General features: G+C 63.5%; 18 protein-coding genes and 1 pseudogene. 9 read left to right on the forward strand and 10 right to left on the reverse strand.

The window, feature by feature from the left end; translation table 11 throughout:
* Positions 1-53: 53 nt before the first annotated feature.
* On the forward strand, positions 54-1,085 hold the full coding sequence (locus tag QN413_RS16860) for a LacI family DNA-binding transcriptional regulator (protein ID WP_323497733.1): 1,032 nt from the start codon (positions 54-56) through the stop codon (positions 1,083-1,085).
* 16 nt (positions 1,086-1,101) lie between these two features.
* Here the strand turns inward: QN413_RS16860 and QN413_RS16865 are convergent, their stop codons facing one another.
* Positions 1,102-2,154 carry a 2-hydroxy-3-oxopropionate reductase gene (locus QN413_RS16865; protein ID WP_323497734.1) on the reverse strand — a complete coding sequence of 351 codons (1,053 nt, stop codon included), beginning with the start codon at positions 2,152-2,154 and terminating at the stop codon, positions 1,102-1,104.
* A pseudogene (gene garL / locus QN413_RS16870) lies at positions 2,057-2,848 on the reverse strand (2-dehydro-3-deoxyglucarate aldolase); the annotation flags it as partial. The gene QN413_RS16865 and the pseudogene garL, both read right to left, overlap by 98 nt.
* 234 nt (positions 2,849-3,082) lie before the next feature.
* Here garL and garD point away from each other — a divergent pair.
* The 5 genes from garD (at position 3,083) to QN413_RS16895 (ending at position 9,157) form a co-directional block, all read left to right on the forward strand.
* Entirely contained in the window at positions 3,083-4,678 is a 1,596-nt protein-coding gene (gene garD / locus QN413_RS16875; RefSeq protein ID WP_323497735.1) for a galactarate dehydratase, read from the forward strand.
* 63 nt (positions 4,679-4,741) lie between these two features.
* A complete protein-coding gene (gene kdgD, locus QN413_RS16880; RefSeq protein ID WP_323497736.1) occupies positions 4,742-5,662 on the forward strand; it encodes a 5-dehydro-4-deoxyglucarate dehydratase in 921 nt (306 codons plus the stop codon).
* Positions 5,663-5,672: 10 nt separating this feature from the next.
* Positions 5,673-7,109, forward strand: coding sequence for an aldehyde dehydrogenase family protein (locus tag QN413_RS16885; RefSeq protein WP_323497737.1), 1,437 nt, complete (start codon positions 5,673-5,675; stop codon positions 7,107-7,109).
* Between the two features lie 30 nt (positions 7,110-7,139).
* The gene (gene gudD, locus QN413_RS16890; RefSeq protein WP_323497738.1) at positions 7,140-8,474 is read left to right on the forward strand and encodes a glucarate dehydratase; all 1,335 of its coding nucleotides are present in this window, start codon (positions 7,140-7,142) and stop codon (positions 8,472-8,474) included.
* A 152-nt stretch (positions 8,475-8,626) separates the two neighbouring features.
* Positions 8,627-9,157 (forward strand): Rrf2 family transcriptional regulator, encoded by a 531-nt coding sequence (locus tag QN413_RS16895; RefSeq protein ID WP_323497739.1) that lies wholly within the window; start codon positions 8,627-8,629, stop codon positions 9,155-9,157.
* Between the two features lie 65 nt (positions 9,158-9,222).
* On the opposite strand, the gene QN413_RS16900 is transcribed toward QN413_RS16895, so the two are convergent.
* From QN413_RS16900 to QN413_RS16930, 7 genes are all read right to left on the reverse strand, one after another.
* On the reverse strand, positions 9,223-10,023 hold the full coding sequence (locus QN413_RS16900; RefSeq protein WP_323497740.1) for a 2-keto-4-pentenoate hydratase: 801 nt from the start codon (positions 10,021-10,023) through the stop codon (positions 9,223-9,225).
* A gap of 15 nt (positions 10,024-10,038) precedes the next feature.
* A complete protein-coding gene (locus QN413_RS16905) occupies positions 10,039-10,392 on the reverse strand; it encodes a hypothetical protein (RefSeq protein ID WP_323497741.1) in 354 nt (117 codons plus the stop codon).
* 195 nt (positions 10,393-10,587) lie between these two features.
* Positions 10,588-11,526, reverse strand: coding sequence for a DUF1266 domain-containing protein (locus QN413_RS16910; RefSeq protein ID WP_323497742.1), 939 nt, complete (start codon positions 11,524-11,526; stop codon positions 10,588-10,590).
* 131 nt (positions 11,527-11,657) lie between these two features.
* Positions 11,658-13,169 carry a DegQ family serine endoprotease gene (locus QN413_RS16915; protein ID WP_323497743.1) on the reverse strand — a complete coding sequence of 504 codons (1,512 nt, stop codon included), beginning with the start codon at positions 13,167-13,169 and terminating at the stop codon, positions 11,658-11,660.
* A gap of 86 nt (positions 13,170-13,255) precedes the next feature.
* The gene (locus QN413_RS16920; RefSeq protein ID WP_323497744.1) at positions 13,256-14,623 is read right to left on the reverse strand and encodes an ATP-binding protein; all 1,368 of its coding nucleotides are present in this window, start codon (positions 14,621-14,623) and stop codon (positions 13,256-13,258) included.
* A gap of 13 nt (positions 14,624-14,636) precedes the next feature.
* Complete coding sequence (locus QN413_RS16925) at positions 14,637-15,296, reverse strand: response regulator (RefSeq protein ID WP_323497745.1); 660 nt, start codon at positions 15,294-15,296, stop codon at positions 14,637-14,639.
* Between the two features lie 47 nt (positions 15,297-15,343).
* Positions 15,344-16,114, reverse strand: coding sequence for an IclR family transcriptional regulator domain-containing protein (locus tag QN413_RS16930; RefSeq protein ID WP_323497746.1), 771 nt, complete (start codon positions 16,112-16,114; stop codon positions 15,344-15,346).
* Positions 16,115-16,255: 141 nt separating this feature from the next.
* Between QN413_RS16930 and pobA the strand changes: the two genes are divergently transcribed.
* On the forward strand, positions 16,256-17,437 hold the full coding sequence (gene pobA, locus QN413_RS16935; RefSeq protein ID WP_323497747.1) for a 4-hydroxybenzoate 3-monooxygenase: 1,182 nt from the start codon (positions 16,256-16,258) through the stop codon (positions 17,435-17,437).
* 58 nt (positions 17,438-17,495) lie between these two features.
* Here pobA and QN413_RS16940 read toward each other — a convergent pair whose 3' ends face one another.
* Entirely contained in the window at positions 17,496-19,865 is a 2,370-nt protein-coding gene (locus QN413_RS16940; protein WP_323497748.1) for a xanthine dehydrogenase family protein molybdopterin-binding subunit, read from the reverse strand.
* A gap of 155 nt (positions 19,866-20,020) precedes the next feature.
* Between QN413_RS16940 and aat the strand changes: the two genes are divergently transcribed.
* Positions 20,021-20,782, forward strand: coding sequence for a leucyl/phenylalanyl-tRNA--protein transferase (gene aat / locus QN413_RS16945; protein ID WP_323497749.1), 762 nt, complete (start codon positions 20,021-20,023; stop codon positions 20,780-20,782).
* Positions 20,779-21,528, forward strand: coding sequence for an arginyltransferase (locus QN413_RS16950; RefSeq protein WP_323497750.1), 750 nt, complete (start codon positions 20,779-20,781; stop codon positions 21,526-21,528). The genes aat and QN413_RS16950 overlap by 4 nt, the downstream gene beginning before the upstream one ends.
* Positions 21,529-21,557 lie beyond the last annotated feature (29 nt).

The raw sequence follows: 21,557 nt of genomic DNA on the forward strand, positions 1-21,557 counted from the left end.
GCTTAAAAAAATCGGGTGAAAATGACAACGGTGTCATTTCGGAGTTCGCTTGCGTGCACGATCAAAATTCGAACGCCTTCCACCTAAAGCCGGCCAGGCTGCGTGAAGTCGCCGAGGCGGCCGGCGTTTCGCTCATCACTGCGTCGCGAGCCCTCAGCAATCCGTCGCTCGTGTCGGAAGCGACGATCGCCCGTGTGCAGCAGGCGGTCGCGCTCACCGGCTACATCCCCAACCTGCTGGCAGGCGGGCTCAAATCGAAGCGGAGTCTGATGGTGGCCGGTCTGGTGCCGGCGATTTCCGTGGCGCAGTTTTTGCCCACAGTGGAGGCGTTGACCAGCGCGCTGGACGCCGCCGGTTACCAGCTCATCCTTGGCCAGAGCGGCTACGACCATGCCCGCGAAGAAGCGTTGCTCAACACGATGATGAGCCGCCGACCCGATGGCATCGTGGTGACGGGGCTGGTCCACTCGCCAGCCGCTCGGGAACGTCTCAGCCGGTCCGGCATCCCGTTGGTCGAGACATGGGACCTGAACGATCGGCCGGCCGACATGCTGGTCGGGTTCTCGCACCAGAAAGTAGGCGGAGCCGTCGCTGAATACCTGCGGTCGAAAGGATGGAAGAAGCTCGGCATTGCAACCGGCGACGACCACCGCGCGATGCTTCGGCGCGAAGGCTTCGTCACGACCTTGGGCCACGATGTTCCAACGGCCATCGTCCCGGCACCGAGCAGCATCGCATTGGGACGGCGCGCGCTCACCGAGCTTCTGACACAAGAGCCCCGATTGCAGGCTGTCTGCTGCAGTTCGGACACGCTGGCGCAAGGCGTGCAAATCGAAGCGCAGTCCCGTGGCCTGCGCATTCCGCACGACCTCGCGATCTGCGGCTTTGGTGGCGCCGAGTTCGCAGCGCACATGCAACCGTCGCTGACCACGGTGCAGATCGACGGCGCCGAGATCGGCCGACTGGCAGCCGGACTCATCCTTCAGCGATGCCGCGGCGAGAAGGTCGAGCATCCGATCATCGATGTCGGCTTTCAGATCGTCGAACGGCACTCGACCGTTGCGCCCGACCCTGCGCATCTGTAGTCGACCTCCAGCGGGCTCAGCCTGCTGCGACTTCATGCGCGGCCATCTGCTCCAGCGCCTTCACGAGTGCCGAGTGGTCCAGTTGGTCCCAGCCATGCGCTGCGCACGACGCCATCAACTGTGCGGCCGATGCGGTCTGCGGCAGGGCCACGCCCATCGACTTGGCGCCGGCCAGCGCCAGGCTCAGATCCTTTTGATGCAATGCGATGCGAAAGCCCGGGTTGAAGGTGCGCTTGATCATCCGCTCGCCGTGCACCTCTAGGATGCGGCTGGCCGCGAAGCCGCCCATCAGCGCCTGCCGCACCTTGGCCGGATCGGCGCCGGCCTTGCTGGCGAACAGCAGCGCCTCGCCCACGGCAGCGATATTCAGCGCCACGATGATCTGATTGGCCACCTTGGTGGTCTGCCCGTCGCCGTTGCCGCCGACCAGCGTGATGTTCTTCCCCATCGCTTCGAGCAGCGGCTTGACCTTGTCGAAGGTCGCCTCGGAGCCGCCGCACATGATCGTGAGGCTGGCTGCCTTGGCGCCGACCTCGCCGCCCGACACCGGCGCATCGAGGTACTCGCAGCCGAGGTCGTTGATTTTTTTGGCGAACACCTTGGTCTCGATGGGCGAGATGCTGCTCATGTCCATCACGGTCTTGCCGGCTGACAAGCCTTCGGCCACGCCATCCTTGCCGAACAGCACCGTATCGACATCGGGCGTGTCGGGCAGCATCAGCACGATGACATCTGCGGCGCGCGCGACATCGGCGTTGGTCTTGCAGGCGGTGGCTTTCGACAATGCTTCAGGCACCTTGCTGCGGGTGCGCACGAAGAGTTCGTGACCGGCGTTCAGAAGGTTGAGTGCCATGGGCGCGCCCATGATGCCGAGGCCGATGAATCCGATTTTCATTTGATGTGTTCTTCGTTGTTCGCTTGAGTCGAGTCGATCAATATTGCGGAGCGAGCGGTGTCGTTTCGCCCTCGCGGTATTTGTCGCAAAGCGCCTGCGTGCCGCCGCGCAGCACGCCCAGGTCGCTGCCCACCGCCACGAAGGTGGCGCCCCACTCCAGGTAGCGCCGTGCATCGGCCTCGACGGGCGCCAGGATGCCGCTCGGCTTGCCGGCGGCGCGCGCACTGTCGAAGACTCGCTTGATCGCGGCCTGCACATCGGGATGACCCGGGTTGTGCAGATGGCCGTAGCCGGCCGCGAGGTCTTGCGGGCCGACGAAGATGCCGTCGATGCCCTCCACCGCGGCAATCTCCGCAGTCGCCTCGACACCCGCCCGGCTTTCGATCTGCACCATCACCGCGATGTGGTCGTTGGCTTGATGGATGTACTGCGGGAGCCCGCCGTAGCGATTGCCGCGCTGCGACACCGACACGCCGCGCACGCCTTGCGGCGGATATCGCGTGGCGGCCACGGCGTGCCGCGCTTCGTCGGCGCTCTGCACGAACGGGATGAGCAAGTTGTAGACACCGGCATCGAGCAGTCGCTTGATCTCGACCGTGTTGTTCCACGAGGGCCGCACCACCGGCGCGCTGGTGCTGTCTTTCAACGCCATCAGCTGCGGGATGAGGCTGATGGAATCGTTCGGCGCGTGCTCTGCATCCAGCAGGATCCAGTCGAAGCCGGCGATGCCCAAAACCTCGGTGGTGATCGGGCTGGCGAGCGAACACCAACAGCCGATGAGGCGCTTGCCAGCGACCAGTTCAGCGCGGAAAGTGTTGGGCAGACCGCGATACGGAACGGCCGCCGGTCTGGTGGAAGAAGCGTTCATCGGGGTGCCTCCGCAAGGACTTCTGCCTTTGTCGAACAAATGCGTGAATGGGTGTCGAGTCAGTCTCGAGCCCATCAACAGCGCAGGTCATCGTACAACGCGTTTACTAAGATGACCTAAGGGAAAACACCCGAAATACCAATGAAAGACTGCAAATCGACTCGTTGACGGCATTGATTGATAACGATACCATTGCCCGAGCCCTGCGGGGTCATCGTATAACTTAGAACACCCATGAGCACACCTCGCGCGCCCCTCTACATCACGATGGACGACCGCGACAACGTCGCCATCGTCGTCAACAATGGCGGCCTTCCTGTAGGCACCGTCTTCCCGTCCGGCCTTGCCCTCGTCGACAAGGTGCCGCAAGCCCACAAGGTCGCGCTGATAGACATTCCCACGGGCGGCGAAGTGCGGCGCTACAACGTGGTCATCGGCTATGCGCTGAAGGACTTGAAGGCCGGCACCTGGGTGCACGAACGCCTTCTGAAGATGCCGGCCGCGCGCGAGTTGGTCGGCCTGCCCATCGCCACCGTCAAGCCCGAACCGCAACCGCCACTGGAGGACTACACCTTCGAGGGCTTTCGCAATCTCGACGGCTCGGTCGGCACCCGCAACATCCTGGCCATCACGCAGACCGTGCAGTGCGTGGCCGGTGTCACCGACTTCGCAGTGACACGCATCAAGGCCGAACTGCTGCCCAAGTACCCGAACGTCGACGACGTGGTGGCGCTCGAACACACCTACGGCTGCGGCGTCGCCATCGACGCGCCCGACGCGATCATCCCGATCCGCACGCTGCGCAACATCAGCCTCAACCCGAACTTCGGCGGCGAGGTGATGCTGGTCAGTCTGGGCTGCGAAAAGCTGCAGCCCGAGCGCCTGATGCCACCCGGCACCATCCCGCTGATCGACGAGCGCAACGTGGCCGATGTCGGCGACAACGCCAGCCCCAAGCTCGACGTCGTGTGCCTTCAAGACGATGCGCATGTCGGTTTCATGTCGATGGTCGAGTCGATCATGCGGCAGGCCGAAGAACACCTTGAACGCCTGAACGATCGCCGCCGCGAGACCGTGCCGGCGAGCGCACTGGTGGTCGGCGTGCAATGCGGCGGCAGCGATGCGTTCTCTGGCGTCACCGCCAATCCGGCCGTCGGTTTTTGCACCGACCTGCTGGTGCGTGCCGGTGCCACCGTCATGTTCTCCGAAGTGACCGAGGTGCGCGACGGCATCGACCAACTCACCTCGCGCGCAAGCACGCCGGAAGTGGCCGAAGCCATGATCCGCGAGATGGCCTGGTACGACGCCTACCTGGACAAAGGCCGTGTCGACCGCAGCGCCAACACCACGCCGGGCAACAAGCAAGGCGGCCTGTCGAACATCGTCGAGAAGGCAATGGGCTCGATCGTGAAGTCGGGCACCTCGCCGATTTCAGGCGTCCTCGCACCGGGCGAAAGCGCGCGGCAAAAGGGCATCACCAGCGGCCTGATCTACGCGGCCACTCCGGCCAGCGACTTCATCTGCGGCACGCTTCAACTCGCCGCCGGCATGAACCTGCACGTGTTCACCACCGGCCGCGGCACGCCTTACGGTCTGGCCGAGGTGCCCGTTATCAAAGTAGCCACGCGCGAAGACCTGGCACGCCGCTGGCACGACCTCATGGACATCAACGCCGGCACCATCGCCACGGGCGAAAAGACGATCGCCGACGTCGGCTGGGAGATGTTCCAGCTGATGCTCGACGTCGCCAGCGGCCGCAAGAAGACGTGGGCCGAGCACTGGAAGCTGCACAACGCGCTGGTGCTGTTCAATCCGGCGCCGGTGACCTGATCCGTTCCACTGAACGGACGCCCTTCTCTCGGCCAATTTCAACGAATTCACTCCCGCCAACGCATGAACCCGCAAGAACTTAAAACCATCATGGGCTCCGGCCTGCTCTCGTTCCCGCTGACCGATTTCGACAGCCATGGCGACTTCGACAAGAAGGGCTATGAGAAGCGCCTCGAATGGCTGGCGCCGTACGGTGCAACCGCGCTCTTCGCGGCCGGTGGAACCGGTGAGTTCTTCTCGCTGACCGGCGACGAGTACCCCGGCATCATCCAGACCGCAGTCGACACCTGCCGCGGCGTGGTGCCCATCATTGCCGGCGCCGGTGGTCCGACGCGCTTCGCGATCCAGTGCGCACAAGCCGCTGAAAAGGCCGGCGCGCACGGCATCCTTTTGATGCCGCATTACCTGACCGAAGCAGGACAGGAAGGTCTGGCCGCACACGTCGACGCCGTGTGCAAGAGCGTTGACTTCGGCGTGGTGGTCTACAACCGCGGCGGCGCCACGCGCTTCAAGGCCGACACGCTCGCAGGCCTTGCCGAACGCAACCCGAACCTCGTCGGCTTCAAGGACGGCGTGGGCGACATCGAGGCGATGGTCGCTGTGTACCAGCGCATGGGCGACCGCTTCGCCTACCTTGGCGGCTTGCCCACGGCGGAGGTCTATGCCGCGGCCTACAAAGCAATGGGTACGCCCGTCTATTCGTCGGCAGTCTTCAACTTCATCCCGAAGACGGCGATGCAGTTCTACGCAGCCGTGCGCGACGACGACATGGCGACTCAGCATCGATTGCTCAAAGACTTCTTCATGCCGTACCTGGAGATCCGCAACCGCATGCAGGGCTATGCCGTGAGCATCGTCAAGGCAGGCGCGACCATCGTCGGCCACAGCGCCGGCCCGGTTCGCCCCCCACTCACCGACCTGAAGCCCGACGAAGTCGAGATGCTGAAGGTTCTTATCGACAAGCTCGGCCCGCAAGGCCTCTGAAAGCCAACACATGCAACAACACGACAACCTCATCGGCGGCGAGTGGACCAAGGGCAGCAGCTACAGCCCGAACCTGAACCCGTCGAACCTCGGCGACACCATCGCCGAGTACACGCAGGGCGACGCTGTGCATGTCGAAGCCGCTGTGGCAGCCGCTACCGCCGCCTTCCCGGCCTGGGCCACCGGCAGCATCCAGGTCCGCTCCGATGCGCTCGACAAGATCGGCACCGAGATCCTTGCGCGCAAGGAAGAACTCGGCACGCTGCTCGCTCGCGAAGAAGGCAAGACCAAGCCCGAAGGCATCGGCGAGGCCACGCGCGCCGGCCAGATCTTCAAGTTCTTCGCGGGTGAATGCCTGCGGCTGTCGGGCGAACTGCTGCCTTCGGTGCGACCGAACATCGGCGTGGAGATCACGCGCGAACCGGTCGGCGTCGTCGGCCTCATCACGCCTTGGAACTTCCCAATCGCGATCCCGGCCTGGAAGATCGCGCCTGCCCTGGCCTTCGGCAATTGCGTGGTGTTGAAGCCCGCCGACCTGGTGCCGGGCAGCGCCTGGGCACTGGCCGAGATCATCAGCCGCTCGGGCATTCCAGCCGGTGTCTTCAACCTGGTGATGGGCCGCGGTAGCGTCATCGGCAACGCACTGGTGAATCACCCCGGCGTGCACGCGATCAGCTTCACCGGCTCGGTCGGCGTGGGTCGTGCGATCGGCATCCAGTGCGTGACGAACCAAAAGAAGGTGCAGCTCGAAATGGGCGGCAAGAACCCGCAAGTCGTGCTCGACGATGCCGACCTGGCGCAAGCCGTCGAGCTCAGCGTGCAAAGCGCCTTCTACGCGACCGGCCAGCGCTGCACGGCGTCGAGCCGCCTCATCGTGACCGAAGGCATCTACCCGAAGTTCATCGACGCGATGAAAGAACGCATGGCGAAGATCAAGGTGGGCGATGCGCTCACCGCAGGTACCGATGTCGGCCCGGTGTCGAGCCAAAGCCAGCTCGACCAGGATCTGGAGTACGTGCAGATCGGCAAGGACGAAGGCGCCACGCTGGCCGCGGGCGGCGAACGCCTCAAGCTCGCGACCGAGGGCTTCTACATGTCGCCGGCGCTCTTCAGCGAATCGGTGGCGTCGATGCGTATCAACAAGGAAGAGATCTTCGGACCGGTGGCAAGTGTCATCAAGGTCAAGAACTACGACGAAGCGCTCTTCACCGCCAACGACACGGAGTTCGGTTTGTCGGCCGGCATTGCAACCACCAGCCTCAAGTACGCGACGCACTTCAAGCGGCACAGCCAGGCCGGCATGGTGATGGTCAACCTGCCGACTGCGGGGGTCGACTACCACGTGCCCTTCGGCGGCCGCAAGGGTTCGAGCTACGGGCCGCGCGAGCAAGGCAAGTACGCGCAGGAGTTCTTCACCACGGTGAAAACGGCGTACACCTTGGCGTAATGAATGAGGCTCTGAATATGGAGACAAGCGATGCCTGAATCTTCCACCCCGCGCATCACCGAACTGCGCGTCATTCCGGTGGCGGGGCGCGACAGCATGCTGCTCAACCTGAGCGGCGCGCACGGTCCCTTCTTCACCCGCAACATCCTCATCCTCACCGACAGCGCCGGCCGCACCGGCGTAGGCGAGGTGCCGGGCGGCGAAAAGATCCGCCAGACCCTCGAAGACGCGCGCCCGCTGGTCGTCAGTCAGCCGCTCGGTTCGCAACAGCGCCTGCTGCAAGAAGTGCAGACGAAGTTCGCAGATCGCGACAGCGGCGGTCGCGGCCTGCAGACCTTCGACCTGCGCACCACCATTCATGCGGTAACGGCCATCGAATCTGCCCTGCTCGACCTGCTCGGCCAGCACCTCGATGTGCCGGTCGCAGCGTTGCTCGGCGAAGGCCAGCAACGCGACTCGGTCGAGATGCTGGGCTATCTTTTCTACGTCGGCGACAAGGCGAAGACCGACCTGCCCTACGTCACGGACGCTGATGCCGACAACGACTGGTTTCGCCTTCGGCACGAGACAGCCATGACGCCCGCAGCCATCGTCGCGCTGGCCGAAGCGGCGCGCGCCAAATACGGCTTCAACGACTTCAAACTCAAAGGCGGCGTGCTGCGTGGCGACGAAGAAGTCGACGCCATCGTCGCGCTGCACGAGCGCTTTCCCGAGGCGCGCGTCACGCTCGATCCGAACGGTGGCTGGCTGCTGAAAGATGCGATCCGCCTGGGCCATCGCATGCGCGGGTTGGTCGCTTATGCAGAGGACCCCTGTGGAGCCGAAGACGGTTTTTCAGGCCGCGAGGTGATGGCCGAATTCCGCCGCGCCACCGGCCTGCCGACCGCGACCAACATGATCGCCACCGACTGGCGTCAGCTGACGCATGCGCTCTCACTGCAGTCGGTCGACATCCCGCTGGCCGACCCGCATTTCTGGACCATGGCTGGTTCGGTGCGCGTCGCGCAGACCTGCCGCGACTGGGGCCTGACCTGGGGCAGCCATTCGAACAATCACTTCGACGTGTCGTTGGCGATGTTCACGCACGTCGGTGCGGCGGCGCCTGGCAAGGTGACCGCCATCGACACGCACTGGATCTGGCAAGACGGTCAGCGACTGACGAAGGAGCCGCTGCAGATCGTCGGCGGCCACATACAGGTGCCGAAGAAACCGGGACTGGGCGTCGAACTGGACATGGCCGAAGTAGAGAAGGCGCACCAGTTGTACAAGCAGCACGGGCTCGGCTCTCGTGACGATGCGACGGCAATGCAGGCGCTGATTCCTGGCTGGAAGTTCGATCCGAAGCGGCCCGCTTTCGATCGCTAGAGCCGGCGCGCGAAGATAGATGCTTCGGAAACTTCGAAGGGTTGGTGGCAATTATTCGAATTTTCCTGAAGTGACAAAGAATTTAGAGTGGTCAAACAAGTTCAACAGAACCCGAACAGAACCGAACACCACCCACTCTGGAGACTGTCACCATGCGCCTCACCACCAAAGGTCGCTTCGCCGTCGCCGCCATGCTCGACATGGCCGAAAACGCGTCTGACCGCCCTATCAATCTCAGCATCCTGAGCCAGCGGCAAAACGTCTCGCTGTCCTATCTCGAGGCGTTGTTCGCGCGCTTGCGTCGACACGAACTCGTGGCTTCGACACGTGGTCCCGGCGGCGGCTACGCGCTGGCGCGCGACGCGTCGAAGATCACGGTGGCCGACATCCTCTTCGCCGTCGACGGTCCCGTGCCTCCCGCGCGAGACACCGAGCGGCGGGCGGCGCCAAGCCCCGATCGAGTGACGACGATGGAACTCTGGGCCTCCTTGGGCCGGCAGGTGGTCGACTACCTCGACTCTGTCACTTTGCAATCACTGGTGCGGCCCGAGGCAGCACAACGCAGTTCGATGCGCGAGATGGTGGCCGTCAGCCTGCCGGCCAATCGGCAACGCGCCAAGCCGAGAATGCCCAAGGGACCGAACTCGGTGTTCGCGCTGGGGCAGTTGGCTACTCGGAGCTGAAAGCCGGGCCGGAACTCGAGGCCGCGATGCGCTCACAGCCGCTGGATGTTTGGGGCGCGACCTTGTCAGTCCGCGAATCGAACGTCGACCGAGCCCAGCACGCCGAAGTCGGCCCGCACGTGATCGCCGGGCGCGACCTCGAGTGGCGCGATGCAGGCGCCGGTGGTCACGATCTGTCCGGCCCGCAGCGCAATGTGCAGCGATGAAAGCTCATTGACCAGCCAGACCAGCGCTTCGCGCGGATCGCCGAGCACCGCCGCACCGCTACCGCTTCGTTCGTATCGACGCGATGTCCCATCGACCATGGCATGCACCGCGTGCGCAGCCAGGTCCATGTCACGCCAGGTATTGGGCGCGACAGGCCCTTCGACAAACTCGTGCGCGCAGGCATTGTCGGCAATCAACTGCGCCTCTCCGGCCGTAACGAAGTCGGCGTAGCGCGAATCTGGCACCTCGATGGAAGGATGTAGCGAGCCGACGGCGTCCATCACTTCGGCAAACGAATACGGTGCACTGCGCGACGGCAGGTCGTGTCTCATTCGGAAGGCGAACTCGGCCTCCGCGACCGCCATGCGGTTGCCGTTCAGCGAGAGCGTTGCACCCACATCTGCCACGCGCTCGCGCAGCAGGCGGCCTGCGAGCGGACCAGTCACCCCGATATGTTTCTGGCCTGCCACGCTGGTGGCGGCGATCTTCCAGCCGTAGAGCGTCGTGTGGCTGCGCGCCTCGATGTGCTGCTGCACGGCATAGCCATCGGCGCGACGCGTGGGTCGGCAGTCGTCGGGCAACCGGTCCAGGACCGCGTGGTCGTTCCAGGCGTTCCACAGCAGGTCGCTCGCGCGTTTCGATTCGATTTTTTCAGTCATGGGGTCTCCGATCGACTACGCATCCGGATCGCCCGAATAGTTTTCAGGTACATCGCCGTTCAACACGAAATGCGCGCCCGCTGGAATCGATGCCCACCCGGCACAGCAGGCATCGAGCGCCACCTGCTCCGACCGGTCGAAGACGTCGGCCCACTCGCGCTCCCGCGGCGTCATCTCCAGCGAGTGGCCGAGCGTGGCGGCCTTCTCCTGTTCTTCGCGGATGAAGTAAGCGCGGGCCGCATCCCACGGTGACACGCGATGCGCGTCGAAGAAGGCGAAAGCGGCCGCAGCGCCGCACGCCTTTTCTGCGTCGGTCGCGCCTTTGACGTACAAGTCGATGGTGGTGGGCTTTCCGCGTTCGATCTGCATCGCCTCATTTTCCCGAAGATCGATCACGCCGACAACGCTGCAGACCCGACGATCACGCCCTTGCCGCCGCCACCGCCGCGCAAAGTCAGTCGTGTGCCCGACGCACCATCCCGTATGCGCAAACAAACCTAACCTAACCTGCGGTGATCTCCTGCGGTGACCTCCTGCGGTGATTCCTGCTGTGATTCCTCTACTTCACAGGCCGGTTACGACCGGCGCCCGCGCGTCGCCCAGTGGGTTGGTGCGCGCTACATGCGTTTGCCTAGGGACTTGCTTAGGAGCCTGAACGCCGGGCGTCCAGGCGACCTGCGCAAAAGGCGCTCCGTCCACTGCAGTCAATGCAACATGCGTCTGTGCAAAGCCATGCCAGACACTGGCTTGCAACACGTCGACCTCCGAGCGCACACCCATGCCGATCAGCGCCGAGATCGAAAAGTCTTCCCAGCTCGCATAGTGGGCCCGTGCAGCCACGCTGAGCCGACGCAACGATTGCAGAGCAGCGTCGCGCGACATGTAGTGCGCGGCATGACCGAGTCGCACGAGATAGGCCAGACGCTGGATGTCCCAAGCCGTCATGTTGAGCTGGCGAGCACCGATACGGCCGGGCTCGATCAACGCCGCATTGACCGATAGAAACTTGCAGACATCGAAGAGCCTGATGTAAGTGGCCGTATTGCATGCAAAACCGGTGTTCCAGGCGCTGAATGCTTCGCGCTCGATTGCATGTGTGTCGCCGAGCTGGAAGAAAGCCTGCTGAAATCCCACCGAGAAAGACTCGGGTCCATCAATTTGCCAATAACGAAATAAAACTTGTTGAATTTTTTCTGACGATAACGAACTGGCCAGTTGATTGAAATTGTCTTTTTCGATCAATGCAATATTTCCGCTCAGCAGACAAGAGAAGATTTCAGCCTGAGATGTATCGCTTCCTGGCTTCAAATTTATTTTTTGTATGGCTCCCGAAAAGCGACGACCGTAAACAACCCATGCAAAGTAGCAAAGAATGGCTGTCCATGCGGTTAGTAGCAAAAAAAGAGATTCCATTGTCATTCCCCTGAGGATGCGTTTGTTTTCGAACGTGACGCACTGTAGTTGCGAGACAGGAACTTTTCGCGTAATAAAAATCACGCTCATGCCGGCAATTCGATCAATCAGCCAGAAGGCGTTTCTCAATTACCTGAAATTAACAAATGCAGGGAAATTAATCACAAAAAAAGCCTGATACCCAACGGGTAGCAGGCTTTCACAGTGCGAAGTCTGGCTATTTAACCGACGCGCACCGGCACAAAGATCTTGTCGCTGCCGCGCTGTATCAGCAATGCAACCGATTTGTCAGCCTTGGCCGCAATATCGCGTACTTGCTCCACGGTCTTCGCTGGCGTGCCGTTGATGGCCAGCAGCACATCGCCGGCCTGTACGCCCGCCATCGCTGAAGGACCAGCGCTGTCTTCGATCAGCAAGCCGCCCTCGACGGCTGCCTCGCGCTGCTCCTGCGGCCGCAACGGACGCAGCGCGAGACCCAGCTTGCCCTTTCCTGCCGCGTCGTCCGCCTTGGCGACCTTGGTCGACTTCTCGCTGGCGTCGCCCAACTTGGCGGTCAACGTCTGCCGCTCGCCCTGGCGCCACACTTCCAGCGTTACCTTGGTGCCCGGTGCTTGCTGGCCGATGATGGCCGGCAGATCGCCCGACGAAATGATCGGCTCGCCATCGACCTTGCGGATGACGTCACCCGTGCGCAGGCCCGCCAGGTCGCCGGCGCTGCCCTTCTCGATGTTCGCGACCAGCGCGCCTTCGGGCTTGTCCAGCTTGAAGGAGTCGGCAAAGGCCTGGTTCACTTCCTGGATCGCGATGCCCAGCTTGCCGTGCGTCGCCTTGCCGGTCGCGACGATCTGGTTCTTGATCTGCACCGCGACGTCGATCGGGATCGCGAAGGACACGCCCTGATAGCCGCCACTGCGGGTGTAGATCTGCGAGTTGATGCCGACGACCTCACCGCGTGAGTTCAACAGCGGGCCACCGGAGTTGCCGGGGTTGATGGCAACGTCGGTCTGGATGAAGGGCACGTAGCTGTCGTCGGGCAAGGTGCGGCCCTTGGCGCTCACCACACCGGCTGTCACCGTGTTCTCGAAACCGAACGGCGAACCGATCGCCAGCACCCATTCGCCGACCTTCAGGTCCTTGGTGTTGCCGAGCGCCAGCGTAGGCAGGTTTTTGGCCTCGATCTTGAGCACTGCAATGTCGGTTTTGGCATCAACGCCGAGCACCTTGGCGCGGAATTCGCGTCGATCGGTCAGCTTGACGGTGACCTCCTTCGCATCCTTCACGACGTGTGCGTTGGTAAGGATGGTGCCGTCGGCGCTGATGATGAAGCCAGAGCCCTGGCCGCGCATCGGCGTCTCATGCTCACCGCCGCCCTGGCCCGGATGGCCACGCTGACCGTGCGGCATCTGGCCCTGGAAACGCTTGAAGAACTCGTACATCGGATCGTTGGGGTCGATGCCCTGGAGACCCGCAGCGCCGTCTTCGTCGGCAGTCTTGGTGACGCCCGTCACACTGATGTTGACCACGGCCGGGCCATCACGCGTGGTGATGGTCGAGAAGTCCGGCAAGGTGATCTGCGGTGCGACCGAAGCCGCCGGTGCGGTGATGACGGTCGGCGTGCCGGAGCCCAGCGCGTTGGCGCTGGTGTAAGCGCCCGTGGCTGCCGCGCCGAGCACACCGGCGGCGGCGAGTGCGAGCACGATGGCGCGCGGGGAAGTGAGACGGGATGCGTTCATTTCGGAAGCCTTTCAAAGCGGTAAGGAACATGCAATGAAAGGAATGTCGCAGCGCTGACTTAAGCGCTGCTTAAACGCGAGGCAGCTCAGGTCTTGCCGGCCGTGTCGGTCTTGCCGGTCCTGTCTTCCCACCGGATCAGGACGCGCAGACCGCCGAGGCTCGGCGATGCGCCCAGCGACACCGTGGCGTCATGAAGGTCGGCAATCGATTTGACGATGGCCAGGCCCAGTCCGCTGCCGGGTGCCTGTGGTTCACCAGAACGATAGAAACGGTCGAGCACGCGCCCTCGTTCGCTCTCCGGCAGGCCGGGGCCGCTGTCGTCGACGCTCAGCTCGACACCCGCATCGCGCTGCGCAATGCCGATGTCGACCCGGCCGCCTTCGGGCGTGTACTTGACGGCGTTGTCGAGCAGGTTACGCAGCATCATGCGCAGCGCCTCCGGCTGGCCTTGCACAACCACTGCCGCCACATTCGCATCGGCATGCGCGACGCCGATGTCGATACGCCGGGCCTGTGCGTTGGCAATGGCGTCGGACACAGCCAGCCGCGCGACTTCGTTGAGGTCGACTTGCTCGGGCTTTGCGCCTGCCGCCATGCTGGCCTCGTGGCGCGCCAATGCCAGCATCTGTTCGACAAGTCGCGTCGCGCGATCGATGCCCGCTGCCAATCTTCCAATAGCGATGTTGCGTGTCGCCTCGTCAGGTGCACGCTGCAAGCTCTGCACCTGCAACTTGAGCGCGGTCAGCGGCGACCTCAACTCGTGCGCCGCGTCGGCCACGAAGTGCTTCTGTGCGTCGAATGCATGGCGCACCCGATCGAAAAGCAGATTGAGTTCGTGCACCAGCGGCCGCACTTCCTCGGGCAAGCCTTCTTCGCTCACCGGCGACAGCTCGTTGGCCTCGCGCGCGGCAACCTGACGACGCACACGCGCCACCGGCGCGAGAGACCGGCTCACCACCCACCACACGACCAGCATCAACAGCGGTGCCATCAGCGCGATCGGCCCAATCGTGCGTAACGCCAGCGCGCCCGCCATGCGCTTGCGCACCCGGAGGTCCTGCGCCACCTGGATGACGAGACCGTGGGTCTGCACCGAGAACACGCGGTAAGTCGTGCCGCGCGCTCGCACGTCGGCAAAGCCGAGCACCGCGAGTTGCGGCAACGCGGCCTCTTCCGCTGATTCGAAAATTCGCACGCCCTCGGTGGTCCAGACCTGCACCACGAACTCGAAGTTCTGTTCGCCGGCGCCGATGCCGCCCACTGCCGCACTCGGTGGTAAGCCGGCGCGAAGCGACAGCGCCATCTGCTGCATGTGATAGTCGAAAATTTCGTCGGCTTCGTTCAGCACCGTACGGTACGCCACCAGCGCCTGCACGCCGGCTGCCAGGACAATGGCCGCGAGCAAAAACCACAAGAGGCGCGCGCGCAGCGAGCCGGTCATCGCGCCCGTCATGTTCTCAGCGCCCTCATGCCTTCGGCACCATGTAGCCAACGCCACGCACGTTGCGGATCAGGTCGGCGCCGAGCTTCTTGCGCAGACCATGCACGTAGACCTCGATGGCGTTGCTGCTGATTTCGTCTTTCCAGCTGTAGAGCTTTTCTTCGATCTGCGCGCGCGACAGCACCATGCCGGGCCGTGCCAGCAACGGCTCCAGCACTGCCCACTCGCGCGCCGACAGAACGACGGGTTGGCCGGCCACCGTGACCTCGCGAGTGGCGGGGTTGATGCTCACGCCCATGTGCTCGTACACCGGCTCGGCGCGGCCCGACGCACGCCGCAGCAACGCACGAATGCGGGCGAGCAACTCGTCGAGATCGTAGGGTTTGATCACGTAATCGTCGGCGCCGGCGTCGAGGCCTTCTATGCGCTGTTGAATGGAGTCGCGCGCTGTCGCGATCAGCACCGGCATGCGTTGTTTGCGAGCGCGCAGGCTACGCAGGACCTCTAGACCGTCGCGCCTCGGCACGCCGAGGTCGAGCAGAACCAGGTCGTATTGCTGAGAGCGCAAGGCAAAGTCTGCTGCCTCGCCGTCCTTCACCCAGTCGACCGCATAGTCCTCCGCACGCAGCAGGTCGAGCACGGCCTCGCCGATCATCACGTCGTCTTCGAGCAGGAGCAGTCGCATGGTGGTCTGATTTTGAACCGGTGAACTTCGATGGGGCTTAACGCACCTTAAAGCAGCGCCCTGAGTTCGCGTGCAGCCTCGAACAACAAAGGCAGCATCCGGCGCAGCAACGCGTCCGCATCGTGCCGTCCGCCCGACAAGACCACGTTCAGCGCCGCCACTGTCTGCCCCTGCATGTTGCGCAGCGGCACGGCCAGTGCCTGCACTCCCAATTCATGCTCTTCGCCTGCGAAACTGCAGTCCTGCTTGCGCACCTCGGTAATGCATTGGCGCAGCAGCCGCGCCTGCGTGACGGTGTGAGGCGTGAGGCGTGGCAAGGTGCGGCCCTTCAGCCAGAGCGAGAGCTGCGCCGGCGTCAGCGCGGCAAGCAGCACGCGGCCGGTCGACGTAGCGTGCGCCGGTAAACGCGCGCCAAGATGCAGTCCGTACGCCAGCACGCGCGTCGGCATGCCATAACTGCCGCTGCGCGCGACGATGACCACCTCTTCGCCATCGAGCACCACCGCTGAAAACGATTCGCCGGTCTGCGCTGCGAGCCGGTTGAGCGTCGGCTGCAAAGCACGAGGCAGGCGCGACGAAGCAAGATAGCTACCGGAAAAGCGAAGCACCTTCGGCGACATCCAGAAGTAACTGCCATCGGTTTCCAGGTAGCCCAGGTGCGCGAGCGTCAGCAGATGACGACGTGCGGCTGCGCGCGTCAAGCCAGCGCGCTCGGCCGCAAGCGTGGCGTTGAGCCGTTGGCGCTCAGTGTCGAAACTCTCCAACACCGCCATGCCTTTGGCGATGCCTTCGATGAAGTCGGGCTTGGCGATGGTCATTGCGAGTGATGGCGCTGGAACTGTTGCGCGATGATCGCGCAGCAATTCGCATGATCGCACAAGGCTTACGTCGTCGGCACCTGGCAGCAAGCACTTCGCCCTACGCTACGAACAACCAAGACGGACAGAACGGAGTCAGACATGCGAACCCAAGTTGCCATCATCGGAGCGGGGCCGGCCGGCCTGCTGCTCGGCCAGTTGCTGCACAAAGCCGGCATCGACAACATCGTCGTCGAGCGCCAGACCGGCGACTATGTGCGGGGCCGCATCCGTGCCGGCGTGCTCGAGCAGGTCACGATGGACTTGCTGGCGCGGGCAGGTGTCGACGCACGGGCGCGCGCCGAAGGGCTGCCGCACGGAGGCATCGAATTGCTCTTCAAAGGCGAGCGACATCGCATAGACATGCGTGGCCTCACGGATGGTAAGCAGGTTACGGTGTACGGCCAAACCGAGGTCACACTCGACCTGATGGAGGCGCGCAGCGCCGCTGGGCTCACGACCATCTACAGCGCATCGCCGGTCAGCCTGCACGATTTCGACTCGTCGCACCCACGCGTCCGCTACGAGAAAGACGGGCAGACGCACGAGATCGAGTGCGACTTCATCGCCGGCTGCGACGGTTATCACGGCGTCAGCCGTGCCAGCGTGCCGGTCGATGCGCTGCACATCTACGAAAAGGTCTACCCCTTCGGCTGGCTCGGGGTGCTGGCCGATGTGCCTCCCGTGTCGCACGAACTCATCTACGCCAACACCGCCCGCGGCTTTGCGCTGTGCAGTATGCGGAGCGCGACCCGCAGCCGCTACTACGTGCAGGTGCCGACCGAAGAGCGCGTAGAGAACTGGAGCGATGAAGCGTTCTGGAACGAGCTGCGATCTCGCCTCGACCCAGAAGCTCGCGAGCGGCTGGTCACCGGTCCGTCGATCGAAAAGAGCATCGCACCGCTGCGCAGTTTCGTGGCGGAGCCAATGCGCTTCGGCTCGCTGTTTCTGGCTGGCGATGCGGCGCACATCGTGCCGCCGACCGGCGCTAAGGGGCTCAACCTCGCGGCGGCCGATGTCGGCTACCTCGCGCGATCACTCGATATTTTTTACGGCGAGAAGAGCGCATCGGGGCTGGACCGGTACTCGGATCTCTGCCTGCGCCGCGTCTGGAAGGCCGAGCGCTTCTCATGGTGGTTCACCTCGCTCATGCATCGTTTCCCCGACACGGGCGAGTTCGGCCAGAAGATCCAGGAAGCGGAGCTCGACTACCTCGTGCATTCGCACGCGGCGTCGACCTCGCTTTCGGAAAACTACGTGGGCTTGCCGCTCGAAGAGTTCTGAACGGCCAGCGCAATTACCGTAGCCGATGATGCGGCCGAGGAAGGCCGCGCCGTAGCCTTCAGACGGTAGAGGTTTCTTGCATCGCGTGCCACACCCGCGAGGGACTTAGCGGCATCTGCAGGTGCGCCGTCTTCGAGCCCAGCCCGTTGCGCGCGAACGCATCTGCCACCGCATTGACCACTGCCGGCGTCGCGCCAATGGTGCCGAGCTCGCCCACACCCTTCACCCCCAGCGGGTTGTTCTTGCAGGGCGTCGACTCATCCATTTCCATCTTGAACATCGACTCGATGACATCGGCCCGCGGTGCCACATAGTCCATCAGGCTGCCGGTCACCGGCTGCCCGGTTTCTCGGTCGTACACCACCTGTTCGTAAAGCGCCTGGCCTATGCCCTGCACCGCGCCACCATCGAGCTGGCCGCGCACGATCATCGGGTTGATGACACGGCCGACATCGTTGACCGAGCTGTAGGCGACCACGGTGACATCGCCGGTCGGCGGATCGATCTCGATCTCGCAGATATGGCAGCCGTTGGGCCATGTCGGGCCAGCGACGGCGCTGGTCGAATCGACGAAGATTTCGCGCTCGGGTTGCTTGCCGGCCAGCGCGAACAGGTCGAGCTTGAGGTCGGTGCCAGCGACGGTGAACACGCCGTTGGCGTAAGTCACGTCAGCGGAAGCGGCCTCGAACTCTTTCGCAGCCAGATCACGGGCCTTGTCGATGGTGCGTTCGGCGCCGACGCGTACAGCCGAGCCGCCGGTAAAGAGCGAACGTGAGCCGGCGCTGCCAAAACCATCGCCGCGATCGGTGTCGCCCAGCACGATGCGCACTTTCTCGATCGGCACGCCGAAAGCGTCGACTGCCAACTGCGCCAGAGAAGTTGCGATGCCCTGCCCCATCGCATTGACGGCGGAGAACACTTCGATGACGCCGTCTGCGTGCACCGAAACCGTCACGCGCTCTTCGAAAACGTTGCCACCGGTCCATTCCAGAAAGGTCGCGATGCCGAGGCCGCGTTGCTTGCCTTCCTTCGCCGAGGCTGCAGCACGGGCTTCGAAGCCGTCCCAATCGGCCAGTGCCAAGCCCTGGTTCATCACCGATTCGAACTGCCCCGTGTCGTAGGTCTGCCCCATCGGATTCTTGTACGGCATCTGATCGGGATGGATGAAATTGCGACGGCGAAGCGCAACGCGGTCGATACCGGTCTGGCGCGCGGCTTCGTCCATCAGACGCTCGATCGTGAAGATCGCCTCGGGCCGGCCAGCGCCACGGTAGGCACCAGTCGGCGCGGTGTTGGTAAGCACCGCCTTGAAGTGGAAGTCGATGGTCTGGATGTCGTACACGCTGGTCTGCACCCAAGGGCCGATCAGCAACTGGATGGCGACGCCAGTGCCGGTGGCATAAGCGCCGACGTTGGCCAGCGTCTTGATGCGTAGGCCGAGGATTTTGCCGTCGGCTGCGAGTGCGAGTTCGGCTTGCGTTTCGATGTCCCGGCCATGTGCGGACGAGAGAAATTCCTCGCTGCGTTCGCTCACCCATTTCACTGGGCGTTTGACTGCGCGCGAGGCGTAGGCCACGACCACGTCTTCGGGGTACGCGCTGGTCTTCATGCCGAATCCGCCGCCTACATCGCCGACCACGACGCGGACTTTTTCTTTGGCGAGTCCGAGGCATGCACACACCGTATCGCGCACGCCTGACGGCATCTGCGTACTCATGCGGATGGTCGTGCGGTCTGTAGCGGTATCGAAGTCGGCAAGCACCGAGCGCGGCTCGATGGTCAGCGCCACGACACGCTGGTTGGCGATGTCCAGCGTAACCACATGGCTCGCCTTGGCGAAAGCTGCCACCGTCGCTTCTGCGCTGCCGTGCCGCATCTCGGCCGAGATGTTGCCGGTAGCGGCATCGTCAAGCAGCGGCGCGCCTTCTGCTGTTGCGCTTTGCACGTCGACGACCATCGGCAGGTCTTCGTAGTCGACCATCACGGCTTCGGCTGCATCGCGAGCTTGCTGCACGCTGTCGGCGACGACCGCCACCACGGGCTCGCCGACGAAGCGCGCGCGCTCGTGTGCCAGCGCGTAGCGTGGCGGCGATACGCAATCGCTGCCGTCGCCGCGCTTGAAACCGGCCACGCCAGCCATCGGCTTGACGCCGGCTTCGGCCATTTCAGCGCCGGTTATCACGCGCAACACGCCCGGCATGGCGCTCGCTGCAGCGGTGTCGACAGACTTGATGAGCGCGTGCGGATACGGTGACCGCAAGAACACGAGGTAGCCCTGTCCGGGCAACGTAACGTCGTCGGTGTAGCGGCCGGTGCCTGCAAGCAGGCTTTCGTCTTCGAGGCGGCGTACGGCCTGGCCACTGCCGAAACGAAGCGGACCCGACGGAGCGGATAGGCTGGAGGCGGCGGAAGTAACTTCAGTATTCAAGATGAGTCCTCGCGGGATTTATTTCGTCGTGTGGGGGCTGACCGGGGCGCTAAGCGCGCGCGCCTGCGCACTATAGAAGCTTCGGCGAATCGAGGCTGACGGTATGTAATGCCGGGGTATGCAGGGACATCGCGAAGCCGTGTATACCTGGGGCCATGCAAGTTCCATGGCTCGAACCCGGCGACCCGCTGCCCGACCCGGCGTCGGCTTGGGGTGAGGCCGACCCGGTGCCCGGGCTGCTGGCCGCCGGCGGCGCACTCGATGTGCCGTCGCTGTTGCAGGCTTACAGCCACTGCATCTTCCCGTGGTTCAGCGAGGGTCAGCCAATCTTGTGGTGGAGCCCGGATCCGCGCATGGTGCTGGAAGTGGCGCGCTTCAAACTGCATCGGTCGTTGCGCAAAACACTGGCGCAATTCGCGGCGACGGCACGCTGCGAGATTCGCGTCGACCGGAACTTCGAGGCCGTGATCACCGCGTGCTCAAAGGCGCCGCGTGCCGGACAGTCGGGCACCTGGATCGTTCCGGAAATGGTCGATGCATATGTCGCTTTGCATCGCGCGGGTTTTGCGCACAGCGTCGAGACGTGGATCGACGGTGAGCTGGCCGGAGGTTTGTATTGCGTGGCGATCGGCGGCGCGGTGTTCGGCGAGTCGATGTTCATGCGGCAGCCCGATGCGTCGAAGATTGCGCTGTCGGCGCTCGTGTGCCTGTGCCGTCGTCACGGTATTGCCATGATCGACTGCCAGCAGAACACGGCGCATCTGACCAGCTTGGGCGCGCGCGAGATGCCGCGTGCCAGCTTCGTGTCGCACGTAGCAAACGCCGTTCAGGCCCATCGACAAAGCGCGCCACAGTGGAATTTTGAGCCCGTATACTGGAATGAAATCCTCTCAGCGCGACATTTTTCGACGACGTGACGCATCTCAAGGACCTACCGCTCCACACGCTGCAGTTCTATGCGACTGCGCCCTATCCGTGCAGCTATTTGCCGGACCGTCAAGCGCGTTCGCAAGTTGCTACTCCGAGTCATTTGATCCACAACGACACCTACTCCGAGCTGGTGTTGACCGGCTTCCGGCGCAGCGGCATGTTCACTTATCGGCCCTACTGCGACGGCTGCAGCGCCTGCATTCCGCTGCGTGTTCAGGTCAACGAGTTTCAGCCGAGCCGCAGCCAACGCCGTGCTCGCGCGAAGCACGAAAATCTGCAAGCGCGCGTGCTCAAGCTGTGTTTCGTGCCAGAGCATTACCAACTCTATCTGCGTTATCAAACCGGTCGCCATTCCGGCGGCGGCATGGACCACGACAGCATCGACCAGTACACGCAGTTCCTGCTGCAAAGCCGCGTGAATTCGCGTCTCGTCGAATTTCGGGAGACGCTGGCCGACGGCAGTGCCGGTGCGCTCAAGATGGTGTCGATCCTCGACGTGCTGAACGATGGCATCTCTGCCGTCTACACCTTCTACGAACCCGACGCTGGTGCAGCCTATGGCAACTACGGCGTGCTCTGGCAGATCGAGCAGGCGAAGCGGTTGGGGCTGTCGCACGTGTACCTTGGCTATTGGATCGAGGGCAGCGCCAAAATGAACTACAAAGCGCGCTATGCGCCACATGAAGTGCTGATTGAAGGTCGTTGGCAGCCGGGCGGCGATTTCACAAAGTAAAATGGATGTCCGTCAACACGGATTGCTGC

Origin of the sequence: Variovorax sp. LG9.2, from assembly GCF_035018885.1 — a bacterium.
Lineage (GTDB): Bacteria > Pseudomonadota > Gammaproteobacteria > Burkholderiales > Burkholderiaceae_C > Variovorax.

Coding starts and splice junctions, on each gene's coding strand:
- QN413_RS16865 (WP_323497734.1), bottom strand. CDS start 2,154: ATGCACGGCGCTACCTGGAGTGGGGCGCCACCTTCGTGGCGGTGGGCA.
- garD (WP_323497735.1), top strand. CDS start 3,083: ATGAGCACACCTCGCGCGCCCCTCTACATCACGATGGACGACCGCGAC.
- kdgD (WP_323497736.1), top strand. CDS start 4,742: ATGAACCCGCAAGAACTTAAAACCATCATGGGCTCCGGCCTGCTCTCG.
- QN413_RS16885 (WP_323497737.1), top strand. CDS start 5,673: ATGCAACAACACGACAACCTCATCGGCGGCGAGTGGACCAAGGGCAGC.
- gudD (WP_323497738.1), top strand. CDS start 7,140: ATGCCTGAATCTTCCACCCCGCGCATCACCGAACTGCGCGTCATTCCG.
- QN413_RS16895 (WP_323497739.1), top strand. CDS start 8,627: ATGCGCCTCACCACCAAAGGTCGCTTCGCCGTCGCCGCCATGCTCGAC.
- QN413_RS16900 (WP_323497740.1), bottom strand. CDS start 10,023: ATGACTGAAAAAATCGAATCGAAACGCGCGAGCGACCTGCTGTGGAAC.
- QN413_RS16905 (WP_323497741.1), bottom strand. CDS start 10,392: ATGCAGATCGAACGCGGAAAGCCCACCACCATCGACTTGTACGTCAAA.
- QN413_RS16910 (WP_323497742.1), bottom strand. CDS start 11,526: ATGAGCGTGATTTTTATTACGCGAAAAGTTCCTGTCTCGCAACTACAG.
- QN413_RS16915 (WP_323497743.1), bottom strand. CDS start 13,169: ATGAACGCATCCCGTCTCACTTCCCCGCGCGCCATCGTGCTCGCACTC.
- QN413_RS16920 (WP_323497744.1), bottom strand. CDS start 14,623: ATGACGGGCGCGATGACCGGCTCGCTGCGCGCGCGCCTCTTGTGGTTT.
- QN413_RS16925 (WP_323497745.1), bottom strand. CDS start 15,296: ATGCGACTGCTCCTGCTCGAAGACGACGTGATGATCGGCGAGGCCGTG.
- QN413_RS16930 (WP_323497746.1), bottom strand. CDS start 16,114: ATGACCATCGCCAAGCCCGACTTCATCGAAGGCATCGCCAAAGGCATG.
- pobA (WP_323497747.1), top strand. CDS start 16,256: ATGCGAACCCAAGTTGCCATCATCGGAGCGGGGCCGGCCGGCCTGCTG.
- aat (WP_323497749.1), top strand. CDS start 20,021: ATGCAAGTTCCATGGCTCGAACCCGGCGACCCGCTGCCCGACCCGGCG.